Source organism: Neisseria sp. HMSC31F04, from assembly GCF_001807735.1.
Lineage (GTDB): Bacteria > Pseudomonadota > Gammaproteobacteria > Burkholderiales > Neisseriaceae > Neisseria > Neisseria elongata.
The window spans coordinates 91709-109053 of the sequence record NZ_KV790806.1; the positions used below are offsets into that span (position 1 = coordinate 91709).

The following is a 17345-nucleotide window of genomic DNA, read 5'->3' on the forward strand; positions in this document are numbered from 1 at the left end:
TATCACGACGGATTTTTGCCAGTCGGCGGCAGACGGCCGTAAGGCCGTCTGAAGGCTTCGTTAGAAAGCAGAGATTGAACGGTGTTTTCCCGTTTGGGTGTGGAGGGCGTGTGCCTGCCGTTGGCGGTATGCGGCATGAAGCAAGGCGGCCGCGACATGACAAAAGTTCGGTGAATCCGTTATTTCTGTTTGCTTTGCTCTAAAAGCTGTTTTCAGACGGCCTCAAAACCAAACCGGCATATGGGGATACCTTAATGCCGGTTTGGTTTGTGCGGATTGTCCTGCTTTATGTCGATTCAGGTTTGAACCGCCATGATTGATTAAAGGGGAGCGTCTTCCATTTGATTCATTTCCCGTCGGGTAAGGATTTCGAGTATGCCCCGGCCGATGCGGCGGGCGTAGTTGATGTCGTTCAGCAGCGAAGAAGTCTGCCAGCCGTTCAATTCGTGGTTGCGCAGTTTTACCATCACGCGTCCTCTGAAGGTTTCCAACGTTTCGGTATGTATCCGCAGTTTTTCCATCAGCCCGGCGCGTTCTTCGCCTGCAGCCAATGCGTCTATGCGGCGGAACAGGCGCAGGGTTTTGAAGACATGGCTGCGCAGGCGCAGATAGTCTTTACCGGCAGGAGAGGCCGCATCCGACAGATATTGCTTCATGTTTTTCTGCAGGTGCTGGCTTTCCTTCACGATTTCGACAATCTGCCAGGCGGCGGCATGATCGCCGGCCAGGCGTTCCTGAAGCCCTTCGACTGCGGTATCGAGCTTGCCGGTGAAATCAAGGATTGCGCTGAACAAGGGCTTGATTTGGCTTTCATACAGTTGCGGCACATCCAACTCGAGCGGTGGCTGCGGCGGGGGCAGCTCTTTGCCTTCGTCATCCCCTTCGGCATACAGCCGGTCGGTGGGGATAAACAGCGCATGACACATGACTTCGATGCCGATGCTGTCTAAGTGGCGGATTTCCTTGCCTACCGCCATCAGCGCGGTATCGGGCGAAAGCAGCATGTTGGATTGCAGGTAGCGCGGCTCCAACGCCGCTTTGTCTTGCAGGAGCAGGTTGGTATCGGTTTTATCGGGCAAACGCCGCCGCAGCCAATCGGCCAGTTTCGCCTGCAATTTCCAGAATACGGCCAATCCCATCAGGTTGAACAGCGTATGGAACAAAGCCAGCTGCAGCAGTTGCCCCATGTCCAGCCATTGGCCGAATTTTATCACCAGATGCGTCAGCGGCCACCAGATAATCAACGACAGCACGGCGGTTACCGTATTGAACACCACATGCGCCAGAGCCAGCCGCTGGCCGTTGCGGTCTCCGCCCAACATACCCACCAGCGCAGTGGTTGCGCTGCTACCGACGTTGGAGCCGACGGCGATGGCAAAACCCTGCATCAGGCTGATTTGCCCTCCGGCCAATGCCGCCAAGGTCAGCAGCAGCGTGGCGTGGGAGGATTGCAGCACCACGGTTAGCAAAAAGCCGACGACAAAAAAAATCAGCACTTCGGCCATGCCGCCGATTTGCGTACCGCTGAAATCAATATCCGCACCGAAGGCCTGAAAACCGGCCTTGATTTCGTCCACACCGAGGAAAATCAGCGCGATGCCGACCAAAACCCGGCCAAAAGCACGGCTGCGGTCGCTGAAAAAACTCATCAGGATGCCGAATACCAGCATAGGCAGGGCGGCGGGGCTGAGGCTCAGGCTTTGCCCGGCCAAAGCCAGCAGCCAAATCCCGCTGGTCGCGCCCAAATTGGTGCCGAGCAAAATGGAGATACCGCCGGCAAGCTGAATCATGCCGGTGCTTAAAAACGCAATCGTCAGCAGCGAAACCAGCGTGCTTGATTGCAGGATGAAGGTCGCCCCCATCCCGAATAATGCCCCCTTGGCCGGAGTGGCGGTCGATTTTCGCATCCAGCGTTCCAAACGCCCGCCTGCCGCCTCGCGCAAACCGTCCTCGATATTCTGCATCCCGAACAGGAATAGGGCCAAGCCGTAACACAGCCTCAGCCACGACGGGCTGTAGATGAAGCTGGCAACCAACGCCAGCAGCAACGCCGCCAGTAAAAAATATTTCCGAATCAGTTTAACCATATTTCCCTCAAACCATGGCCGATTCAATCGGCTTGAAATTAAGGCTTTTTAGGCCGCAGGCAGAAAGGCGCAGATGGTACGTCGAAGTGTGGCGATATTGTAATAAAAGTTAAGTTAATTTGCCGTAACTCAATATTTCCATGATTATTTTAACAAGAAGGCCGTCTGAAAAACCTTATGGACGAAGGTTTCGGACTTGGCGGCAAATAAATCCCCGTGTTAAGATTTTGCACAAGGCTGTTTGTTTCACGCAAAGCCTCTTTTTTATCAATTAAACCATAAGGAAATTAAAAATGAACCGTCGTCAATTTATCGGGGGCACCGCTGCCATTTCATTGGCTGCTGCCACAACATTGGCCAATGCGCACGGCAACCACGACCACGGCAGCCATTCACATGCCGCCAACAGTACCGACAATGCCTACGAAGCCGCCCGTAAGGCTGCAGGCCACTGCGTTTCAGCCGGACAAGTTTGCCTGGCACACTGCATCACGCTGCTGAGCAAAGGCGACACTTCCATGAAGGACTGCGCCGCAGCGGTCAACCAAATGCTCGCCCTTTGCGGTGCAATGCAAAATCTGGCGGCACAAAATTCCCGCCTGGCACCTTCTTTGGCCAAAGTCTGCATCGAAGCCTGCAAACAATGTGCGGCCGCGTGCCAAAAACATGCCGCACATCATGCCGAATGCAAAGCCTGCTACGAATCTTGCACCGACTGCATCAAAGAATGCGAGAAAATCGCCGCTTAATTTTTCCGATAAGAACAGGAGGCCGTCTGAAAGCCCGCACAACGAATACTGTTAAAGTCGCAATATAATGGTGTCCGATAGCATTGCTTGCCGTAGTCCGGCAGCAGAAGGCAGTATGATTTTCAGACGGCCTTTTTATCTTCCGGCAGTCTGAAGGCCGTACAAACCAAACCGCCCTGCAAAACAAGCAGGGCGGTTTTTATCAGCGGTTTGGCAGGAATGGGACATGGGTATAAGGCGGTAAGTTGCCAATGCGAGGGGCAGGTAGTGCAAACCGATTTATTTTATTTCTGCATTTTTAGGTCTCTGTCCGAGTCCCGCGCGGCAAAGTCATAGTGAAAGACAAGTTAATCCGCCATGCTGCTTAAAATAAACGGCAGTTCGGCTTTCAGACGGCCTGATTGTTGCGGATGATTTCTTTGGATAAATTTGAACAGGGTAGAAATGAAAAAAGACAAGTCGGATGCTTGTCTGATGATGGCGGAAACGGTGGGATTCGAACCCACGGAGGGTTTGCACCCTCAGCGGATTTCGAGTCCGCTGCATTCAGCCTCTCTGCCACGTTTCCAGCAGATAAACAATTTTAAGATTGGCGGAAGCGGTGAGATTCGAACTCACGGAGGGCTATCAACCCTCGACGGTTTTCAAGACCGTTGCATTAAACCGCTCTGCCACGCTTCCGTTTCTTGAAAGTGCGCATAATAGCGTAAAACGGAGCTTCTGCCAAGCATTCTTTTTCTTTTATGGGCGGCTGTCGCGCAAGAAAACCCATTCTTTCTCGTTTGAGGCGGCTTCGCTGTAGATATAGCCTTCATAATCAAACTGTTTCAGTTCTTCCGCGCGGGTGATGCGGTGTTCGGCCGCATAGCGGACCATCAGGCCGCGTGCGCGTTTGGCGTAAAAGCTGATGATTTTGTATTGGCCGTTTTTCTCGTCTTTGAAAACGGGGGTAATGATATCTGCGTCCAGTTTTTCGGGCCGGACGGCTTTGAAATATTCTTGTGAGGCCAGGTTGATCAGTGTACCGGCATTGTGCTCTTTCAGGGTGCGGTTGAGCAATTCGGTAATGGTTCCGCCCCAGTATTCGTATAGGTTTTTCCCGCGGCAGTTGGCAAACGGGGTACCCATTTCCAGGCGGTAGGGCTGCATGAGGTCGAGCGGGCGCAGCAGGCCGTAGAGGCCGGACAACAGTCGGACGTGCCGTTGCAGGTAGTCGATGCCGTCTGAATCCAGTGTTTCTGCGGATAAGCCTTCGTAAACGTCGCCGTTGAACATGTAAACCGCCTGTTTGGCGTTTTCAGGTGTAAACGGTGTGTGCCAGGCGGCATTCCGTTCGGCATTCAATAGGGCGATTTTGTCGGAAACGTGCATCAGTTCGGCCAGTTGGTGCGGGGCGAGCCGGCGCAGTTCGGCCATAAGTTGTTCCGCTTCGGACAACAGGTCGGGCAGGGTATGCCTGCCGATGGGGGCAGGGTCTTTTTCATTCAGGTTTTTTGCGGGCGATAGGACAAACAGCATGGCTTTGTTTCTTTTACTCGGTTGTTTTAGAGTGGGATTTCAGACGGCCTGAGTGCCTGGCATCAGGTTTTCGGCAGGGTAACGCCGGTTTGCCCCATGTATTTGCCGTTGCGGTCTTTATAGGAAGTTTCGCACACTTCGTCGCTCTCGAAGAAGAGGACTTGCGCCACGCCTTCGCCGGCGTAGATTTTGGCGGGCAGGGGGGTGGTGTTGGAAAATTCGAGGGTAACGTAGCCTTCCCATTCGGGTTCGAACGGGGTGACGTTGACGATGATGCCGCAGCGGGCGTAGGTGGATTTGCCCAGGCAGACGGTCAGGACGTTGCGCGGGATGCGGAAGTATTCGACCGTGCGCGCCAATGCGAAGGAATTGGGCGGGATGATGCAGCAGTCGTCTTCGACGGTGACGAAGTTTTTCGGGTCGAAGTTTTTGGGATCGACGATGGTGCTGTTGATGTTGGTGAAGATTTTGAATTCGTTGGCGCAGCGGATGTCGTAGCCGTAGCTGGATGTGCCGTAGGAGATGATGCGCTGTCCGTTGGCTTCTTTGATTTGGTTCGGCTCGAAGGGGTCGATCATGCCGAATTCTTCGCTCATGCGGCGTATCCATTTGTCGGATTTGATGCTCATGGGTTTGTCCTGAATTGGGGTGTTGGCGGGGAGGTTTTCAGACGGCCTCTAAGGGTGAGGCCGTCTGAAAACGGTTTATTTTTTTGTTTTGACCAGTTTGACATTTTTCATGATGCCTTTGTCGAAGGTAACGGTGAAAATCAGTTGGCCGTTTTCCGATACTTTGTGTTTGCCGTTTGCACGGTTGTTTTTAAAGTTGCCTTCCACGGTCATATTTTTGAAGTAGGCACTGTATACGCCGAAAGGTTCGAGGAAGATGTTGCCCTGCGAACCGACGGAGTATTTGCCTTGGCCGTCGAATTTTCCGTCTTTAAACGCACCGTCGTAGCGGTTGCCGTTGCGGCACGACCAAGTGCCTTTGCCTTCGGGAAGTCCGCTTTTGCCGACTTCGCCCTGATATTGGCACTCTTTGCCGTTATAAGGGGAAAGCGTTTCGGCGGAGACGGCGGCGGAAAATGTGCCTAAAAGGAGGAGTAGGGCGGAATATTTCATATGGGTTCCTTGTTGCGTATGTTTTCAGACGGCCTGATTGAGGATTCGAATGCCAGCAGGGTTTCGGCGATACGGAGCGGCAGGATGGCCAAAGCCCGTTCTCGCATGGCGGCCGGAATACCGTAACAGGCTTCGGCGATGCTGCCGGTAATGGCGGCGAGGGTATCGCTGTCGCCGCCGAGCGAAACCGCCAGTCGGACGGCATGTTCAAAACCGCTACTTTCAAGAAAGGCGGTTACGGCCTGCGGCACAGTTTCCTGACAGCTTTCGTTAAAGCGGTAGTGCGGACGGATTTGGTCGCAGCTTTGATTGAGACTGTAACCGAACTGCCGCGTAATGTTTTCCTGAATTTGTGCTTTGCTGATGCCGTTTCTCGCCCAAAATATGGCGGCGGCCACCGCTTGCGCGCCTTTGATGCCTTCGGGGTGGTTGTGGGTCACGGCAGCCGATTGTTCGGCGAAATACAGGGTTTCTTCCAACGTGCCGAATGCCCAGCCGACGGCGGATACGCGCATAGCCGATCCGTTGCCCCAGCTGTTGTAGGGTTGCGGGGAGTTCGATTGCAGCCATTGAAGGAAACGGCCGCCGTACGCGCCTTTGGGAGAGGGATATGCTGCATACCAATCGCGCAGGATTGAAGCCAAATCATCCCCGCATCCTTGCAGAACCCAATCGGCAACGGCAGTGGTACAGACAGTGTCGTCGGTAAAATCGCTGTCCGGGTGGAAGAGTTCGAAATCGGTATCGCGGTGGTTGTCGAATTCGAACTGGGAACCCGCAATGTCGCCGATTGCCGCGCCAAGCATGATAATGTCCTTTAATATCCGGGCCGTATTTTCAGACGGCCTTAAGTGCTGAAATAGTGGAAGGTAAATTTTGGAAAGCCATCCGGTTCGTATATTCCCTTGATCAGGCCGATCCATTCTTGTCCGTCATACAGGCAGGCTTCTATTCCCACCATAGAATCCGTATGGTTTGAGGCGAAAACCTGCAATTTTGTCGCGCCACCTTCTTCTTTATCCATTTCTTCCATCGGAAAGAGACGCAGATTGCTTTTGTCTTCTATAAAATCCAACATTTCGTATATTTCTTCCAAAAATTGTCCCGAAATATCGTATTTGCCGTTCAGGGTTTGGATGTCTTCCGTCCGATAGGCATTTAAAAAATCAGCAAGAATAAGATAGATTTCCCTTTTTAAATCATTATCAAGGTGCATATATCGCGGCCGTCTGAAAACTAATCCTGCCAACCGCCTAGATGCACGACCAATTCGTCCACCATGGTAGACAGGGCTTCGGCCATTAGGATTTGCGAGGCAAATGCCAGGCTGGCGGCATCGTCGCCATGGCTTTCCGCTTCCTCTTGCAGAACGTCCAGATACTGGATGCGTTTCAGGGTGAAATCCTGCGTCAGCACGAAGGCCAGCTGTTCGCGCCACACCAGTCCGAGCTGGGTAACGGTTTTGCCGTTTTTCACATGCTGAACCACCTCGTCAGCCGTCAAATCCTGTTTCGATATTTTGACCGTCGGTGCGACATCGCCGCTACCTTTCAGTTCGCAATCGCTGTCCAGCTCAAAGCCACCGTCGCAAGCACCGTTAAGCAGCCATGAAGTCATCAGCGAAGCCGGAGATTGTTTGGTGTTCGGCAACGACGCTTCCAAACCGCCCAAAGCCTCGCGCAGCCTGGTCAGCGTGTTTTCCGCTTTGGTTGATGAAGCATTATTAACCAGCAGGTAGCCGTGTTTGGTGTCGAAAATCGCCAAACTGCGGCTGCTGCGTGTAAAGGCACGGGGAAGCAGATCGTCAGTAATCTGTTCTTTTAATTCTTGTTTCTCTTTGCGGCCGACATTTCGTGCCTCATTATTCTGAATTTCCGCCACCTTATCGTCCAAGATGTCGCGGATGACGCCGGCAGGCAGCACTTTTTCTTCTTTTTTCAGAGCCACCAGCCAAGTATGCTCGGCGGGAAAAACCGGTTCGGGAGAAAAGGAAACCGGTGCGGCAAAGCCTTCGCTGAACCAATCCAAACCGCTGACCGGCACAAATCCGGCTTCGGTCAGTTTGGCAGACAATGTTTCCAAATCAGGCAGTTTGTCTTTATTAAGCGGATAAAGACTGATTTGCTTAAACCACATTTTTCATCCCTTTGCTTATCAAAGCGGCGCATTATACAGGATGCACAGGCCGTCTGAATATCGGCAGCCCGCGCAAAGCTTGACTTACCATTCAGTTTTCCGTATAGTGCCGCGCTTCGGTTACGCGCCCATCGTCTAGAGGCCTAGGACACTGCCCTTTCACGGCGGCAACCGGGGTTCGAATCCCCGTGGGCGTGCCAACCTTTCGTACTATGAACCCCAGTGGAATCATGAATAACCCGTTCTGGGTGGTAGTGAATAACTACATCGGTAGGATTGACATCGATTTTTTGGATAAAGCTCTGCAATAGAATGCGGAGCTTTTTTGCATTTCTTGTGTTTAAAATGATATTTTTTAGTGTGGTTAGGGCGCTATCAATATCAATTTCAGGAATTTTTTCAACACTTGGTGCAGAATCTAGCTTATCAAGTTCGACGAGCAGGGTTTGTTCCCGTTCATCATAGCCGGCCAGCCGCTCAAGCAGGGAGCGACTGTCTGAACCGGCCAGCCCGGATTCGACCAATTCAAATAGGGTATTGCGACGACGGCGCAGTTCGGTCAGTTCGCTTTGCAGCAGTTTACGCTGCTGGGCATCCCCGGCACGTTTTTCAGCATACTTTTGATAAGCCTTGCTGATGAAATCACTGACTACATCTTGAGTAAGCAATTTGTCGATAACGATATTGAGCAGGTAGTCATCTATCTTTTCGGCAGGGATACGCCGCATGATACAGTCGCAGCCTTTGCGGGCTCCGCTGCAATTGTAGTAATTGTAGCGGCGCTTAGTTTTGCTGGTCGCGGTCTCAATAACCATCGCCTTGCCACATCGACCGCATCGCAATAATCCAGTAAACAGGAAACTGCTAGAAGGGCTGCCTGCCGCTGTATGACGAGGCTGGAAACGCCGCTGGGCGTTTTCAAATTCCTCTTCAGAGAGCAGCGGCTCGTGGGTTTGGCGTATTACCCAGTCTTCTGGCGGATTGGTTTTACGGTTACTGGTTTTGTTATACACAGTTTGTCCGAGATAGACGCGGTTCTTCAGCATATGTGACAGACTGGCTGCCTGCCATTCCGCCCCGCGCCGGGTATAGCCGCGGCTGGCAAAGCTACGGGCAATTGCCAATGCGCTTTCTCCGGCTGCAAAGCGGCGGAAGGCTTCCTGTACTAGAGTTTTTTCGGCATCGTTTGGTACCAGTTTTCGGCGTTTATTTTGAGTCATGATTTGATAGCCGAACGGTGCACGGCCGCCATTGAACCAGCCTTCTTCCGCGTTTTTCAGCATGGCGCGGCGGGTGTCTCGGCTGATTTGGCGCGATACCTGCTCATCCATAATCTCCATAATCGAATCGGTGAACCAGCCTTCGTCGGTATCGCTATCGATATTCATTGAGGCATACACCAGGCGGGTACCGCTTTCACGCAGCAGCAGTTTGTAGCTGGCGGCATCCAGCTTATTGCGGGCAAATCGCGAAGTAGACCACACAATGAAATAGTCCACATCGTTTACCGCACAGTAATGGATGGCGCGCTGGAATGCCTGGCGCTTCATGGCTGAAGTACCAGTGACGCCTTCATCGCGGAATATCTGCAACACGCTGGCGCCAAGCTCTTTGGCTTTCTTTTTGCATTGGTCGGTTTGGGCATCGATGGAAATGCCCTCATCGGCTTGGCGGGCAGTGCTGACCCGCACGTAGATAATTGCTCGTTTCATACTTCCCTTTCCTGTTCCGGGCAAATTTTACTGCCTATCCTGTGCCAAAAATACCCCTGTTTTATTCTTGTCTTTGGTCGTTTAATGACCGTATGACCGACCATTCTTCCCAATCCCTCGACACCGTTGTTTTCCGCTGCGCCGCCTGCAAGCACACTTTTGAGTGTGCCCCGCAGACGGTGCGGGATGCGCCTGAATACGAGTGGCACCCGTTTGCCTATCAGGCAGCCTGCCCGAAATGCGGGGAGACCTGCGCCCAGGCGGCCTGGCACCGCAACCTAATGAAGGGTTGGGCGAATGCCACCGGTCCGAAGACGGCGGAAGGCAAGGCGGCGGTGCGTAAGAATCTGGAAGGCCACCCGACGCCGGAGGAAACGCGAAGGACCCGCTTCAATGCGCTCAAGCACGGCATGAATGCCCGCACCGCCACCTATTTCCCGGCTAAGCCGGACGGCTACCCGGCCTGCCGCACCTGTACGGTGGATCGCGAATACTGCCGCAGCCAGCCGGCCTGCGTAAAGCAGACGCAGCTGTTTATGCTGCACCACGCCGCGTTCGAGCAGCGCGACCCACGGTATTTGACCGAGATTTATGCCGATATGCAGGCGGCCATTACCGCTATCGTCCAGCAGATACTGCAGACGATTGTGGCGGACGGCGTGGTTTTGCGCGCGCCGGCATGGAAGGTGGATCAGGAAGGCAATGTAGTGATCGGTGAATACCTCGACCGGGCCAGCGGCGAGATGAAGGTGATTTACGAAGTCCACTCCCATCCGCTGATTCGCAGCCTGCAGGATTTCCTGAGCAAAAACAGTCTGTCGTTGGCCGATATGGGTATGACACCGAAAGTCATCGAGCAGGAGGAGCAGGCGCTGGGCCACCTGAAACAGGATGCCACCACCCAGCAGTCGCTTTTGGAATACTCCGAGCGCAGTGCCAAAGCGTTGGAAAATTTATCGGTACTGGCACAACGCGCTAACGAACGCAAACAGCAAGATCCGGTATTGATTGAATACCGGCAGCAGAATGGGGATAAATGATGCTGCCAGCTGACTACTGTGCCGATTGCGGCGCCAAATTGGACGGGCACGAGCAGTTGCAATATTTGGACGTGTGCCGCGACTGCTATGAGGAATGGGCGGCTTATTTGGCGCAGTTGGCTCCACAGATGGAGGCTGTATGACGACCGCCGCCCAACGCATCCAAATACAGCATAGTGCCGAGCAGGAAATCATGCGCTATGCCCGACCCGACCCGGTTACCGGCATCAAACCGCATGCCTTGTGGCACAAGCATGTGCACAACGTCGATCTCGACCCGATGCAGGTGTTGAAGATGCAGGAGATGGACGACCACCGCAATACGGTGGATTTTTCCTGCCGCCGAACCGGTAAAACTGCAGTGAAAGAAATGTACTGCCTGGAATATTTGGCTACTACCCCTTTCCAAGAAGAAGGGATTGTGGCGCCACGCTTACAGCAGAGCCAAACCAACCTGATGTATCACATCGATGCCATCCGACGCAGCCCGATTTTGAGCGGCTGGATCGGCTATAAATCCGGACGGCGCCAGATTGCCGATACGCGTTACCAGTTCCACAACGGCAGCAAGGCCGTCTGCTACGGCATCATGAGCCAAATTGACGGTGACGGCCTGAGTATCGGTTCGCTGGAAGAAATCGACGACATGCCGGCCGACCGGCTGTTTTCCCGCTTCCTACCGATGCTGGGTTCGGCTCGACGCCTTGGGGTGGACAGTTCGGTGAGTTTCGACCCGCAGATCCGTATCACCGGCGTGTATAAAGGGGCGGACGTGCTGACCCAGTTGATTGATACCGGCGGCTACCATGTATTGCCGCCGGTAGACGTGTATCTCGGTATCGAACTGGGGATTCTGAATCAGGCGTTTGTGGATGAGATGAAGGAATAGTTACCGGATTCAGAGTGGATACGGCAGTTCTTGTGCATCAACGCTTCGGCGCAGAACCATATTTGGGAAAAATACATCCGCCGGGCGATGGCGGTGGGCTTGTCGGCTGGTTTGCAGGCAGCCTGCCCTCTGCCCGGCGGCCGCTACCGCAAAAAAGGTTTGCTCAGTTTCGGTTATGACCATTCCGGCCACGGCGAGAGCGCACATGCTTCCAAGTCTGCCTTGGTGGTGTGCGAGCAGGTGGGGAATTTCGCCACCTTCCCGTTTGTGAAAACGTGGCCGGTGGGTACCGATGATGCGGTGGTGCAGCGTGACCTGTTCGGCTTTTGGGAATATTTCCGCCCGGATTACGCGATGGGCGACGCCTATGACTTGGGTATGCTGACCAACCTGAACGATATGCTGTTTGCTCGCGGTCTAACCGATATCGACCGACGCAGTATCGGTGATGGGCAATCGACTGCTTCGACATGGATGCACTGGCCATTTGCCCCGATCCGTTTCGAGGGGATGACCAAACACAATATGGCCAGCTTACTGCGCACCGCCTTTCATAACGGGCAGGCCGCCATCCCGTATGTGGACGATGGTAGTGACGCACTACGGACAAAAAATGCGGCAAATACCAGTTGGGGGCCGAGCCGATTGGATGAAATCGGTGCCGACAGCAGCGATTTTGCACTGTTTATCAGACAACTGGGTAATGTGAAATCGGCGCCGGCGAAAAACGCTGCCTACAACACCTACAAGATGGCGAACCCGAAAATCGGTGACGACTTGTTTGATGCGGCCTGTGCGGCGGTATATGCAATGGTTACCGCCGGTATTGAGAATTACCAGCCGGGCGTGGTGCTGACGCGGCGCATCAGCCAAGAGCAACTACTGGGGCAATTATGAAACTGAACCGACCACCACCACGCCCTCTTTCCGAGCAGGAAAAAATCGAAGTGGCCCGTAAGCGGGCGGAATGGATTGCCGCCTTCGGAGAGGACGACGACATGATTCGCCGGTTATATGAGGCGGGACTGATCGAAGGTTGGCGGTCAATCGTTAAAGTGGAGCGAATCGAAAATGGGGATCATCAATAGGCTGCTGCGCCGTTTCGGGCGTAGCCAACCGGTCTTTGCCGATTTCTATGTATAGCTGCCCGTTTTCACGCGGCAGGCTGAGGGTGGTGATGTGGTTCGCTCCGGCCAAAATCATTTGAAGGCCCGGCTGAATGGCGATTTCTTTCATGGCATTCCTTTGATTCTTCGTTACGGGGTGCCGGCACTTCGGCGAGAAACTCCTCACCGAATAAGTCGGCCAGCAGCTCGGCGGAAACGGAAAGCTGCCCGCCTTGAGCGTTATCGCAAACAAGCCGAATGCCATGCTTTTGCAGGAAGTCAGGCGCTTCTTCTTTCATCCACGATCACCACCATGTTTTTAAATCGCCGCCGCAGTGCCACGATGGCGGCCACCCATTGCCTGCATTCCAAATCGTAGGCGCTGTATTCCTCTTCGCTTACTTGCCCGTCTGCCAGCGCCTCGGCCATTACCGTATGCGCGCGGCCGCCTTGAACATAAACCTGATTCACCATATCCAGCAGCGCGTCGTCGCCCATCTGCTCCATTTGCGGCAGCGGGAATACTGCGTAATCGAACAGCCCTGCCAGCCCCTGCAGCGCGGCGGTATCGCCGGTAATGCCGAGGATGGCGATGAAGTCCTGCAGGGTCAGTTTGTGGTGGCTGCAGCCCTCGTCGTTGTTGAGCTTGTTGTAGAGCGTGCCGGGAGCCAGCCCCATCTTGGCGGCCAGCTTCGGCACGCCGTAGTGGTAGGCGCTCTGTCGGATTAACTCGAAAACATCGTTTTTAAACATGTGTGAAACCTTGTGTGTTTGTCATTTGTGGCGGATGGCGTGACGGCGGATACTGCAGTTGATGGCTTACTCTGCCTGATTGCCGGGATACAAAATATCCATCGGCGAAAGCCCAAGCAGCTCAGCCAGTTTCTGTGCAATTTCCGGGGTTGCCCGCTGCCGGCCGATTTCGATGTGGCTGATATTGGTTTGAGTACACCCAACCTGTTCCGCCACATAAGCCTGTGTGAACCCCTTTGCTTTCCTTGCCTTGAGTAATTTGCTTTCCATGTTTTTGTTTAACCCTTGGTGTTTGCTGTGTGTGAATAATAGTATCACTATTAAAATAAGTCAAATAGCGATACTAAGTTTCTGTGTAATAGTTCAGCTATTAAAATTAAGCCTATGATTGGAAATAGAATAAAGTTGGCAAGAAAACAGCGCGGCCGTTCTCAAAAATGGCTGGCTGATGAGGTAGGCGTCCACCAAACCGGTGTTGCCCAATGGGAAACCGGGCGGACAGATCCCGCCACGGAAAACTTGTCGCGCATTGCCCAAGCGCTGGATGTGAACTTCGAATGGCTGGCTACCGGCAAAGGTGAAATGACCGGCATCGTGTATGAGCCGGCCAGTGTCGTATTGACTGAAGCCCTACCTGAATACAACAGCTATACTGAAGAGCAGCGTGAGTTCTTGCGCCTGTTTGATGCCTTGCCTAAAGGAAAGCGTGAAACTTTGCTTACCTTTATGCGCGATTGGATAAACTTGAAATAACAAAATTACACCTTCCCACCATCGGTAATTTTCAGGCAGCCTGAAATATAAAAACCGCCGATTGAATCGGCGGTTTTTTGGTTTGGCTCGCTATTCGGCAGCCTGTTGATTCACGCGGCCATACGCCTGCCACTCGGCTGAATCGTTCCTTAATTCGTCGGCGTCTTTAGCCACCGCTGCATATCTTTCCGTGCATTCTCCGAATAGCTGCCAGCCGGCGGCAGCTGCTTCGCTATTAGGTGTGCCGGCGGCTGTAGCGGTTTGGGACAGGGCGCGGCAATGTGCGTCGGCGGTTTGGCGCACGCGGCCAAGCTCAGTATACAGACCGGCAATAGTAGTTTTCGCATGTTCTCGTTCCTTTTCGATTTCACTTTGTGCGGCAGCCAGCTGTGCCTGTTGCCGCCTCTCTTTGGCTAATATGGCCTCTGCCTGCTCTCGTGCCGCTTTTTCCTGCTCGGCTTTGAGCTTGGCTGTCGCCGCCTGGAAACCGGCGTTGTAGCGTTGCTCGCCGTAGTAGTATTCCCCACCGATCACAGCGGCCAGCAGCAGGGCGGGCAGCCAATATTTCCAATATTTGATTAAGAATCCCATTGCTTTTTCCTTTATGGGTGCAAGCCCAGCGGGTAATGCGTTTTGCCGTCCTTACTACCGCGCTTGGTGGCAGTGCGGATTTCATTGCGCTCTGTTGAGTGATGGCGGCAGCCGAAGTGTATCCAGCCAGATTCGCCGCGTTCCGGGAATTCAAAAATCAATTGGTCAAATGTGATTTCCCCGGCATCGCGCATTTCAATGATGTCTTTAGCCAGCTGCAGATTACTGATGCCGGCCGCATCAATATCCGCCGCCGAGCCGAAACGGTGTGCCGAAGTTTTCGAGCCGCCCACCGCGCGGTTCACCGCTTCGCTCCTAAAACAGGATAAAACATGGATGCTCACTTCGCGCCCGTATTTCTTGCTCAGCCAGGCGCGGATTTTTTCCAAGCGTTCCGCCGTTTTGCGGATGTTGGCCAACTCCTGCTCGTTCGGTTTGTTCTCCAGCCCGAGCCGCCTGCCGGTGGCGCTGTTGGTCAGTTCGCGGTAGGTAAAGTGCGGAGTAATTTTGGTTTCAGGGGTTATTTTTTCTTGCGTCATATTTGCCTCTCTTTCAGGTAGCCTGAAAACATTCCAATATGGTGTTTTTACACCTGGTTAAATCTCAATCTACTGTTTATCAAGTTTATTTATGGCTTTCAGACTGCAGTATTTCCGGCAGCCTGAAAGCGTGCTCACTCTTCATTTTCCGACGGCTCGTCCGGGATGATTACCGGCTGGGTTTCAGGCTGCCTGAGGTAGCCGAAACGGCCCAATACTCCCTCTAAAATACCGTTGGCCAATTTCGGCGAGAGCGCCTGAATCGCATCCATCAGGTAGCCACCGAAGCTGCCGGCAATCAGGCCGACAAACATCGCTACCTTCGGTGCGTTGCTCGGCACGAAATATTCCGCCATGCTCGCCGCCATCACCATCCCTACTACTACGTCCAATGCCTTTTCGGCTGTTGGTTTTCTTGCTTTAAACGCCGCCCGCAAAGAACTTACCAGCCCGCCGTACACGGCCAGCGCCGTGACGCTGGTAAAAATAGACCAGTTCATTAAACACCCTGCGCTTTCTCCATTTGGTGCTTGCTGTTTTCGATTAACAAAATCCCTGCCCACCAACTGATGAGCGCGAGAACCGGATAAATCACCATCGCCGTATTGGCCGGGGGGTAGCCGCCCCAGAAACTGGCAGTTACCAACACCCACAGCATGGATGCCGCCAGCAGCAGCCAGCCGCTGATCACATTGCTGCGCGGGGTTTCAGACGGCAAGAATGCCGCCAGCAGGATGCCGACCAGTGCGAACAACCCGCATACCAAACTCAGCGGCAGGTTGGCGAAGCGCGAATAGCTGGGCAGCGCCAACACCCCGTCGGCAAACGCCATCACCCAAGCCCAGCCCAGCAGCATCAGCGCATTCAGCCCTTCCAACGCTCGTGTTCCGGTACCAAACATCCATTGCCGCCACGGCTCGGGCAGAAACAGCAGATTTAATGCCACTGAGATAATTTTCATCGGCCAGCGCAGGCTGTGCCGTAATCGTCCGTACAAGATTTTTCGCGGGATACTCATCGTTGCCTCCTCAAAATCGCCGCCAAATCATTCGGCGAAAAGCGCCAACTGTCCGGCAAGCCCAACACCTCCGCGCACCATTCCGAGCAAAACCACCGCTGCGGATTCTCGCGGAACTTAAACACCACCCCGAATGCCCCCGTTAAGTCGTAGGGTTTGGCTCGGGTAATACTTATCCACCGGCAGGCGTTTGAGCAGCAGGTCGTCGTTGCCGTAGGCCACAAGCCCCAAAACATGATGATGGTCGCCTACCGTCCACGGGTATTGCTGGCCGATTTGTCCGCTGCTGCCCACATTGCGCACAAAGTAATCATCTACCGGCTTGACGTTGGCAATGCTGCCGTACTGCGCTACCAGTTTGCGGTAGAGCTCGGGATAGGCGGACTGCGTTACCTTGGTAGCAATCTCGTCGTACTTAATCCAGCCGTCTGGGATGTCCGCAACCGGGAAATAGGCGGTCATACCTACATCGGAGCGTGTGAGGTTGGGTAGCTTGTTGCTGCCCAATACGCGGTGCAGGTCGGGATAGGTGGCCTGGGCAAAGGTGCTGCCATCGGCTTTCAGGTAGCCTTCCGGGCTGCTGATGGCACGCGGAAAGCCCACTACCGCACCTACAGGTAGTCCTTTGCCGCTGGCCTGCTCGTCGATGATTTTGCGCAGCGCGGTCAGCATTTGGTTGTACTTGCTCGGGTCTACTGTCAGTCCCGCCGCTTCGATTACGGCGCAAATCTCTTCCTGTGTGTGGTCAAACCACTCCGCACCAGGGATGGTTGGCAGCAGGCCGCCTGCAGGGTTGCCGCTTTGGAATCCGTGTTTGCCCGCGCCGAATTTGTCGCGCTGGGCGCGCTTTTCTAGGTCTGCCCGTTTCATGGTCTCATCCTATGTATTTGAAAATCAGTTGGGTATGCGCCTGTTTCTCTCGGTTCAGCACGCACTCGATATGGGTATTGCCCCAAGTGGCCAGCGGCTCTTCACAATGGCTCTGACAGGTGGCTTCGATATATTGCTTGTCAGCCTTGAGCGATACCGACCAAGTAAACAGCCAGTCGGTGTGGTCGAATACCGCAAATTCACAGTCACTCTCGCAGGTGTGCAGGGTGAACCGTTCTATTTGGGCTTCACTTTGTCCCAATCTCTCTAGAATCGCTAAATAGCGGGTACGTCTTGCACCGCCGGTATCCACCAACTTGTTGTAAACCGCCTGCCGCCGTTCGGCGACGGATTGGATGCCTACCGTGCAGCGGTCGGGCAGATTCAGGCTGTGTTCGTATTCCACTAACAGCAGCGTAGCCAACCTGGGATCTTCGACAAATATCGGTTACGCTTTGTTTGA

The 17345-nt window shown here is 53.8% G+C and carries 25 protein-coding genes, 3 tRNA genes and 1 pseudogene; 8 read left to right on the forward strand and 21 right to left on the reverse strand.

Features of this window, described 5'->3' with window-relative positions; genetic code table 11:
• Positions 1 to 2: 2 nt before the first annotated feature.
• Positions 3 to 158 carry a hypothetical protein gene (locus HMPREF3107_RS12130; protein WP_168160528.1) on the reverse strand — a complete coding sequence of 52 codons (156 nt, stop codon included), beginning with the start codon at positions 156 to 158 and terminating at the stop codon, positions 3 to 5.
• A gap of 162 nt (positions 159 to 320) precedes the next feature.
• A complete protein-coding gene (locus HMPREF3107_RS06760) occupies positions 321 to 2087 on the reverse strand; it encodes a Na/Pi cotransporter family protein (RefSeq protein ID WP_070454470.1) in 1767 nt (588 codons plus the stop codon).
• A gap of 293 nt (positions 2088 to 2380) precedes the next feature.
• On the opposite strand from HMPREF3107_RS06760, the gene HMPREF3107_RS06765 reads away from it, so the two are divergent.
• Entirely contained in the window at positions 2381 to 2836 is a 456-nt protein-coding gene (locus tag HMPREF3107_RS06765) for a four-helix bundle copper-binding protein (protein ID WP_070454472.1), read from the forward strand.
• Between the two features lie 347 nt (positions 2837 to 3183).
• On the opposite strand, the gene HMPREF3107_RS12135 is transcribed toward HMPREF3107_RS06765, so the two are convergent.
• The 9 genes from HMPREF3107_RS12135 to HMPREF3107_RS06805 all read right to left on the reverse strand — a co-directional run bounded on the left by HMPREF3107_RS12135 (position 3184) and on the right by HMPREF3107_RS06805 (position 7611).
• Positions 3184 to 3342 carry a hypothetical protein gene (locus HMPREF3107_RS12135; RefSeq protein ID WP_168160529.1) on the reverse strand — a complete coding sequence of 53 codons (159 nt, stop codon included), beginning with the start codon at positions 3340 to 3342 and terminating at the stop codon, positions 3184 to 3186.
• A tRNA-Ser gene (locus HMPREF3107_RS06770) sits at positions 3315 to 3404 on the reverse strand. The genes HMPREF3107_RS12135 and HMPREF3107_RS06770 overlap by 28 nt, the downstream gene beginning before the upstream one ends.
• Positions 3405 to 3426: 22 nt before the next feature.
• Positions 3427 to 3517, reverse strand: a tRNA-Ser gene (locus HMPREF3107_RS06775).
• A gap of 60 nt (positions 3518 to 3577) precedes the next feature.
• On the reverse strand, positions 3578 to 4354 hold the full coding sequence (gene yaaA / locus HMPREF3107_RS06780) for a peroxide stress protein YaaA (RefSeq protein WP_070454474.1): 777 nt from the start codon (positions 4352 to 4354) through the stop codon (positions 3578 to 3580).
• A 62-nt stretch (positions 4355 to 4416) separates the two neighbouring features.
• Entirely contained in the window at positions 4417 to 4983 is a 567-nt protein-coding gene (gene dcd, locus HMPREF3107_RS06785; protein WP_004565761.1) for a dCTP deaminase, read from the reverse strand.
• Positions 4984 to 5058: 75 nt separating this feature from the next.
• On the reverse strand, positions 5059 to 5475 hold the full coding sequence (locus tag HMPREF3107_RS06790; protein ID WP_070454476.1) for an MORN repeat-containing protein: 417 nt from the start codon (positions 5473 to 5475) through the stop codon (positions 5059 to 5061).
• Positions 5472 to 6281, reverse strand: coding sequence for an ADP-ribosylglycohydrolase family protein (locus tag HMPREF3107_RS06795; protein WP_070454478.1), 810 nt, complete (start codon positions 6279 to 6281; stop codon positions 5472 to 5474). Before HMPREF3107_RS06795 ends, HMPREF3107_RS06790 begins: the two co-directional genes overlap by 4 nt.
• A gap of 41 nt (positions 6282 to 6322) precedes the next feature.
• Complete coding sequence (locus HMPREF3107_RS06800) at positions 6323 to 6691, reverse strand: hypothetical protein (protein WP_070454480.1); 369 nt, start codon at positions 6689 to 6691, stop codon at positions 6323 to 6325.
• 20 nt (positions 6692 to 6711) lie between these two features.
• On the reverse strand, positions 6712 to 7611 hold the full coding sequence (locus tag HMPREF3107_RS06805) for a recombination-associated protein RdgC (RefSeq protein WP_070454482.1): 900 nt from the start codon (positions 7609 to 7611) through the stop codon (positions 6712 to 6714).
• 124 nt (positions 7612 to 7735) lie between these two features.
• Between HMPREF3107_RS06805 and HMPREF3107_RS06810 the strand changes: the two genes are divergently transcribed.
• Together HMPREF3107_RS06810 and HMPREF3107_RS12575 are read left to right on the forward strand one after the other, a co-directional pair.
• Positions 7736 to 7811 (forward strand) — tRNA-Glu (locus HMPREF3107_RS06810).
• A gap of 369 nt (positions 7812 to 8180) precedes the next feature.
• Complete coding sequence (locus HMPREF3107_RS12575; protein ID WP_070454484.1) at positions 8181 to 8456, forward strand: hypothetical protein; 276 nt, start codon at positions 8181 to 8183, stop codon at positions 8454 to 8456.
• On the opposite strand, the pseudogene HMPREF3107_RS12810 reads toward HMPREF3107_RS12575, so the two are convergent.
• Positions 8355 to 9323: pseudogene (locus HMPREF3107_RS12810) on the reverse strand (recombinase family protein); the annotation flags it as partial. The gene HMPREF3107_RS12575 and the pseudogene HMPREF3107_RS12810 overlap by 102 nt on opposite strands.
• Positions 9324 to 9364: 41 nt before the next feature.
• Between HMPREF3107_RS12810 and HMPREF3107_RS06820 the strand changes: the two are divergent.
• Genes HMPREF3107_RS06820 through HMPREF3107_RS12360 form a run of 4 tightly spaced genes read left to right on the forward strand, consistent with a single transcriptional unit; the run spans position 9365 to position 12149 of the window.
• Positions 9365 to 10363, forward strand: a complete 999-nt coding sequence (locus HMPREF3107_RS06820) for an FmdB family zinc ribbon protein (RefSeq protein ID WP_141742844.1) — start codon at positions 9365 to 9367, stop codon at positions 10361 to 10363.
• On the forward strand, positions 10360 to 10506 hold the full coding sequence (locus tag HMPREF3107_RS12140; RefSeq protein WP_168160530.1) for a hypothetical protein: 147 nt from the start codon (positions 10360 to 10362) through the stop codon (positions 10504 to 10506). Before HMPREF3107_RS06820 ends, HMPREF3107_RS12140 begins: the two co-directional genes overlap by 4 nt.
• Positions 10503 to 11252, forward strand: coding sequence for a hypothetical protein (locus tag HMPREF3107_RS12355; protein WP_210391405.1), 750 nt, complete (start codon positions 10503 to 10505; stop codon positions 11250 to 11252). The genes HMPREF3107_RS12140 and HMPREF3107_RS12355 overlap by 4 nt, the downstream gene beginning before the upstream one ends.
• Before the next feature lie 30 nt (positions 11253 to 11282).
• Positions 11283 to 12149: a hypothetical protein gene (locus HMPREF3107_RS12360; protein ID WP_210391407.1), complete on the forward strand. Its 867-nt coding sequence runs from the start codon at positions 11283 to 11285 to the stop codon at positions 12147 to 12149.
• A 153-nt stretch (positions 12150 to 12302) separates the two neighbouring features.
• Here the strand turns inward: HMPREF3107_RS12360 and HMPREF3107_RS06830 are convergent, their stop codons facing one another.
• From HMPREF3107_RS06830 to HMPREF3107_RS06840, 3 genes are all read right to left on the reverse strand, one after another.
• On the reverse strand, positions 12303 to 12488 hold the full coding sequence (locus HMPREF3107_RS06830) for a hypothetical protein (RefSeq protein WP_070454488.1): 186 nt from the start codon (positions 12486 to 12488) through the stop codon (positions 12303 to 12305).
• Between the two features lie 149 nt (positions 12489 to 12637).
• Positions 12638 to 13111: a phage regulatory CII family protein gene (locus HMPREF3107_RS06835; RefSeq protein WP_070454490.1), complete on the reverse strand. Its 474-nt coding sequence runs from the start codon at positions 13109 to 13111 to the stop codon at positions 12638 to 12640.
• A gap of 66 nt (positions 13112 to 13177) precedes the next feature.
• Positions 13178 to 13381 (reverse strand): helix-turn-helix transcriptional regulator, encoded by a 204-nt coding sequence (locus HMPREF3107_RS06840; protein ID WP_064087302.1) that lies wholly within the window; start codon positions 13379 to 13381, stop codon positions 13178 to 13180.
• Between the two features lie 114 nt (positions 13382 to 13495).
• Between HMPREF3107_RS06840 and HMPREF3107_RS06845 the strand changes: the two genes are divergently transcribed.
• A complete protein-coding gene (locus tag HMPREF3107_RS06845; protein ID WP_083284641.1) occupies positions 13496 to 13864 on the forward strand; it encodes a helix-turn-helix domain-containing protein in 369 nt (122 codons plus the stop codon).
• Positions 13865 to 13954: 90 nt separating this feature from the next.
• Here HMPREF3107_RS06845 and HMPREF3107_RS06850 read toward each other — a convergent pair whose 3' ends face one another.
• The 6 genes from HMPREF3107_RS06850 to HMPREF3107_RS06875 form a co-directional block, all read right to left on the reverse strand.
• Complete coding sequence (locus tag HMPREF3107_RS06850; protein WP_070454494.1) at positions 13955 to 14455, reverse strand: DUF2514 family protein; 501 nt, start codon at positions 14453 to 14455, stop codon at positions 13955 to 13957.
• Between the two features lie 11 nt (positions 14456 to 14466).
• Entirely contained in the window at positions 14467 to 14994 is a 528-nt protein-coding gene (locus HMPREF3107_RS06855; protein WP_070454496.1) for a D-Ala-D-Ala carboxypeptidase family metallohydrolase, read from the reverse strand.
• A 134-nt stretch (positions 14995 to 15128) separates the two neighbouring features.
• On the reverse strand, positions 15129 to 15494 hold the full coding sequence (locus HMPREF3107_RS06860) for a hypothetical protein (protein WP_070454498.1): 366 nt from the start codon (positions 15492 to 15494) through the stop codon (positions 15129 to 15131).
• Positions 15494 to 16012, reverse strand: coding sequence for a hypothetical protein (locus HMPREF3107_RS06865; RefSeq protein ID WP_141742845.1), 519 nt, complete (start codon positions 16010 to 16012; stop codon positions 15494 to 15496). The genes HMPREF3107_RS06860 and HMPREF3107_RS06865 overlap by 1 nt, the downstream gene beginning before the upstream one ends.
• Before the next feature lie 117 nt (positions 16013 to 16129).
• A complete protein-coding gene (locus HMPREF3107_RS06870) occupies positions 16130 to 16882 on the reverse strand; it encodes a phage tail protein (RefSeq protein ID WP_070454501.1) in 753 nt (250 codons plus the stop codon).
• Between the two features lie 4 nt (positions 16883 to 16886).
• Positions 16887 to 17306 (reverse strand): putative phage tail protein, encoded by a 420-nt coding sequence (locus HMPREF3107_RS06875; protein WP_070454503.1) that lies wholly within the window; start codon positions 17304 to 17306, stop codon positions 16887 to 16889.
• Positions 17307 to 17345: the final 39 nt, after the last annotated feature.

What these genes read in the sequence shown, in the direction of transcription:
- HMPREF3107_RS12130 (WP_168160528.1), bottom strand. Translation starts at nt 158, where the DNA reads ATGTCGCGGCCGCCTTGCTTCATGCCGCATACCGCCAACGGCAGGCAC.
- HMPREF3107_RS06760 (WP_070454470.1), bottom strand. Translation starts at nt 2,087, where the DNA reads ATGGTTAAACTGATTCGGAAATATTTTTTACTGGCGGCGTTGCTGCTG.
- HMPREF3107_RS06765 (WP_070454472.1), top strand. Translation starts at nt 2,381, where the DNA reads ATGAACCGTCGTCAATTTATCGGGGGCACCGCTGCCATTTCATTGGCT.
- yaaA (WP_070454474.1), bottom strand. Translation starts at nt 4,354, where the DNA reads ATGCTGTTTGTCCTATCGCCCGCAAAAAACCTGAATGAAAAAGACCCT.
- dcd (WP_004565761.1), bottom strand. Translation starts at nt 4,983, where the DNA reads ATGAGCATCAAATCCGACAAATGGATACGCCGCATGAGCGAAGAATTC.
- HMPREF3107_RS06790 (WP_070454476.1), bottom strand. Translation starts at nt 5,475, where the DNA reads ATGAAATATTCCGCCCTACTCCTCCTTTTAGGCACATTTTCCGCCGCC.
- HMPREF3107_RS06795 (WP_070454478.1), bottom strand. Translation starts at nt 6,281, where the DNA reads ATGCTTGGCGCGGCAATCGGCGACATTGCGGGTTCCCAGTTCGAATTC.
- HMPREF3107_RS06800 (WP_070454480.1), bottom strand. Translation starts at nt 6,691, where the DNA reads ATGCACCTTGATAATGATTTAAAAAGGGAAATCTATCTTATTCTTGCT.
- HMPREF3107_RS06805 (WP_070454482.1), bottom strand. Translation starts at nt 7,611, where the DNA reads ATGTGGTTTAAGCAAATCAGTCTTTATCCGCTTAATAAAGACAAACTG.
- HMPREF3107_RS12140 (WP_168160530.1), top strand. Translation starts at nt 10,360, where the DNA reads ATGATGCTGCCAGCTGACTACTGTGCCGATTGCGGCGCCAAATTGGAC.
- HMPREF3107_RS12355 (WP_210391405.1), top strand. Translation starts at nt 10,503, where the DNA reads ATGACGACCGCCGCCCAACGCATCCAAATACAGCATAGTGCCGAGCAG.
- HMPREF3107_RS06830 (WP_070454488.1), bottom strand. Translation starts at nt 12,488, where the DNA reads ATGAAAGAAATCGCCATTCAGCCGGGCCTTCAAATGATTTTGGCCGGA.
- HMPREF3107_RS06835 (WP_070454490.1), bottom strand. Translation starts at nt 13,111, where the DNA reads ATGTTTAAAAACGATGTTTTCGAGTTAATCCGACAGAGCGCCTACCAC.
- HMPREF3107_RS06840 (WP_064087302.1), bottom strand. Translation starts at nt 13,381, where the DNA reads ATGGAAAGCAAATTACTCAAGGCAAGGAAAGCAAAGGGGTTCACACAG.
- HMPREF3107_RS06845 (WP_083284641.1), top strand. Translation starts at nt 13,496, where the DNA reads ATGATTGGAAATAGAATAAAGTTGGCAAGAAAACAGCGCGGCCGTTCT.
- HMPREF3107_RS06850 (WP_070454494.1), bottom strand. Translation starts at nt 14,455, where the DNA reads ATGGGATTCTTAATCAAATATTGGAAATATTGGCTGCCCGCCCTGCTG.
- HMPREF3107_RS06855 (WP_070454496.1), bottom strand. Translation starts at nt 14,994, where the DNA reads ATGACGCAAGAAAAAATAACCCCTGAAACCAAAATTACTCCGCACTTT.
- HMPREF3107_RS06860 (WP_070454498.1), bottom strand. Translation starts at nt 15,494, where the DNA reads ATGAACTGGTCTATTTTTACCAGCGTCACGGCGCTGGCCGTGTACGGC.
- HMPREF3107_RS06865 (WP_141742845.1), bottom strand. Translation starts at nt 16,012, where the DNA reads ATGAGTATCCCGCGAAAAATCTTGTACGGACGATTACGGCACAGCCTG.
- HMPREF3107_RS06870 (WP_070454501.1), bottom strand. Translation starts at nt 16,882, where the DNA reads ATGAAACGGGCAGACCTAGAAAAGCGCGCCCAGCGCGACAAATTCGGC.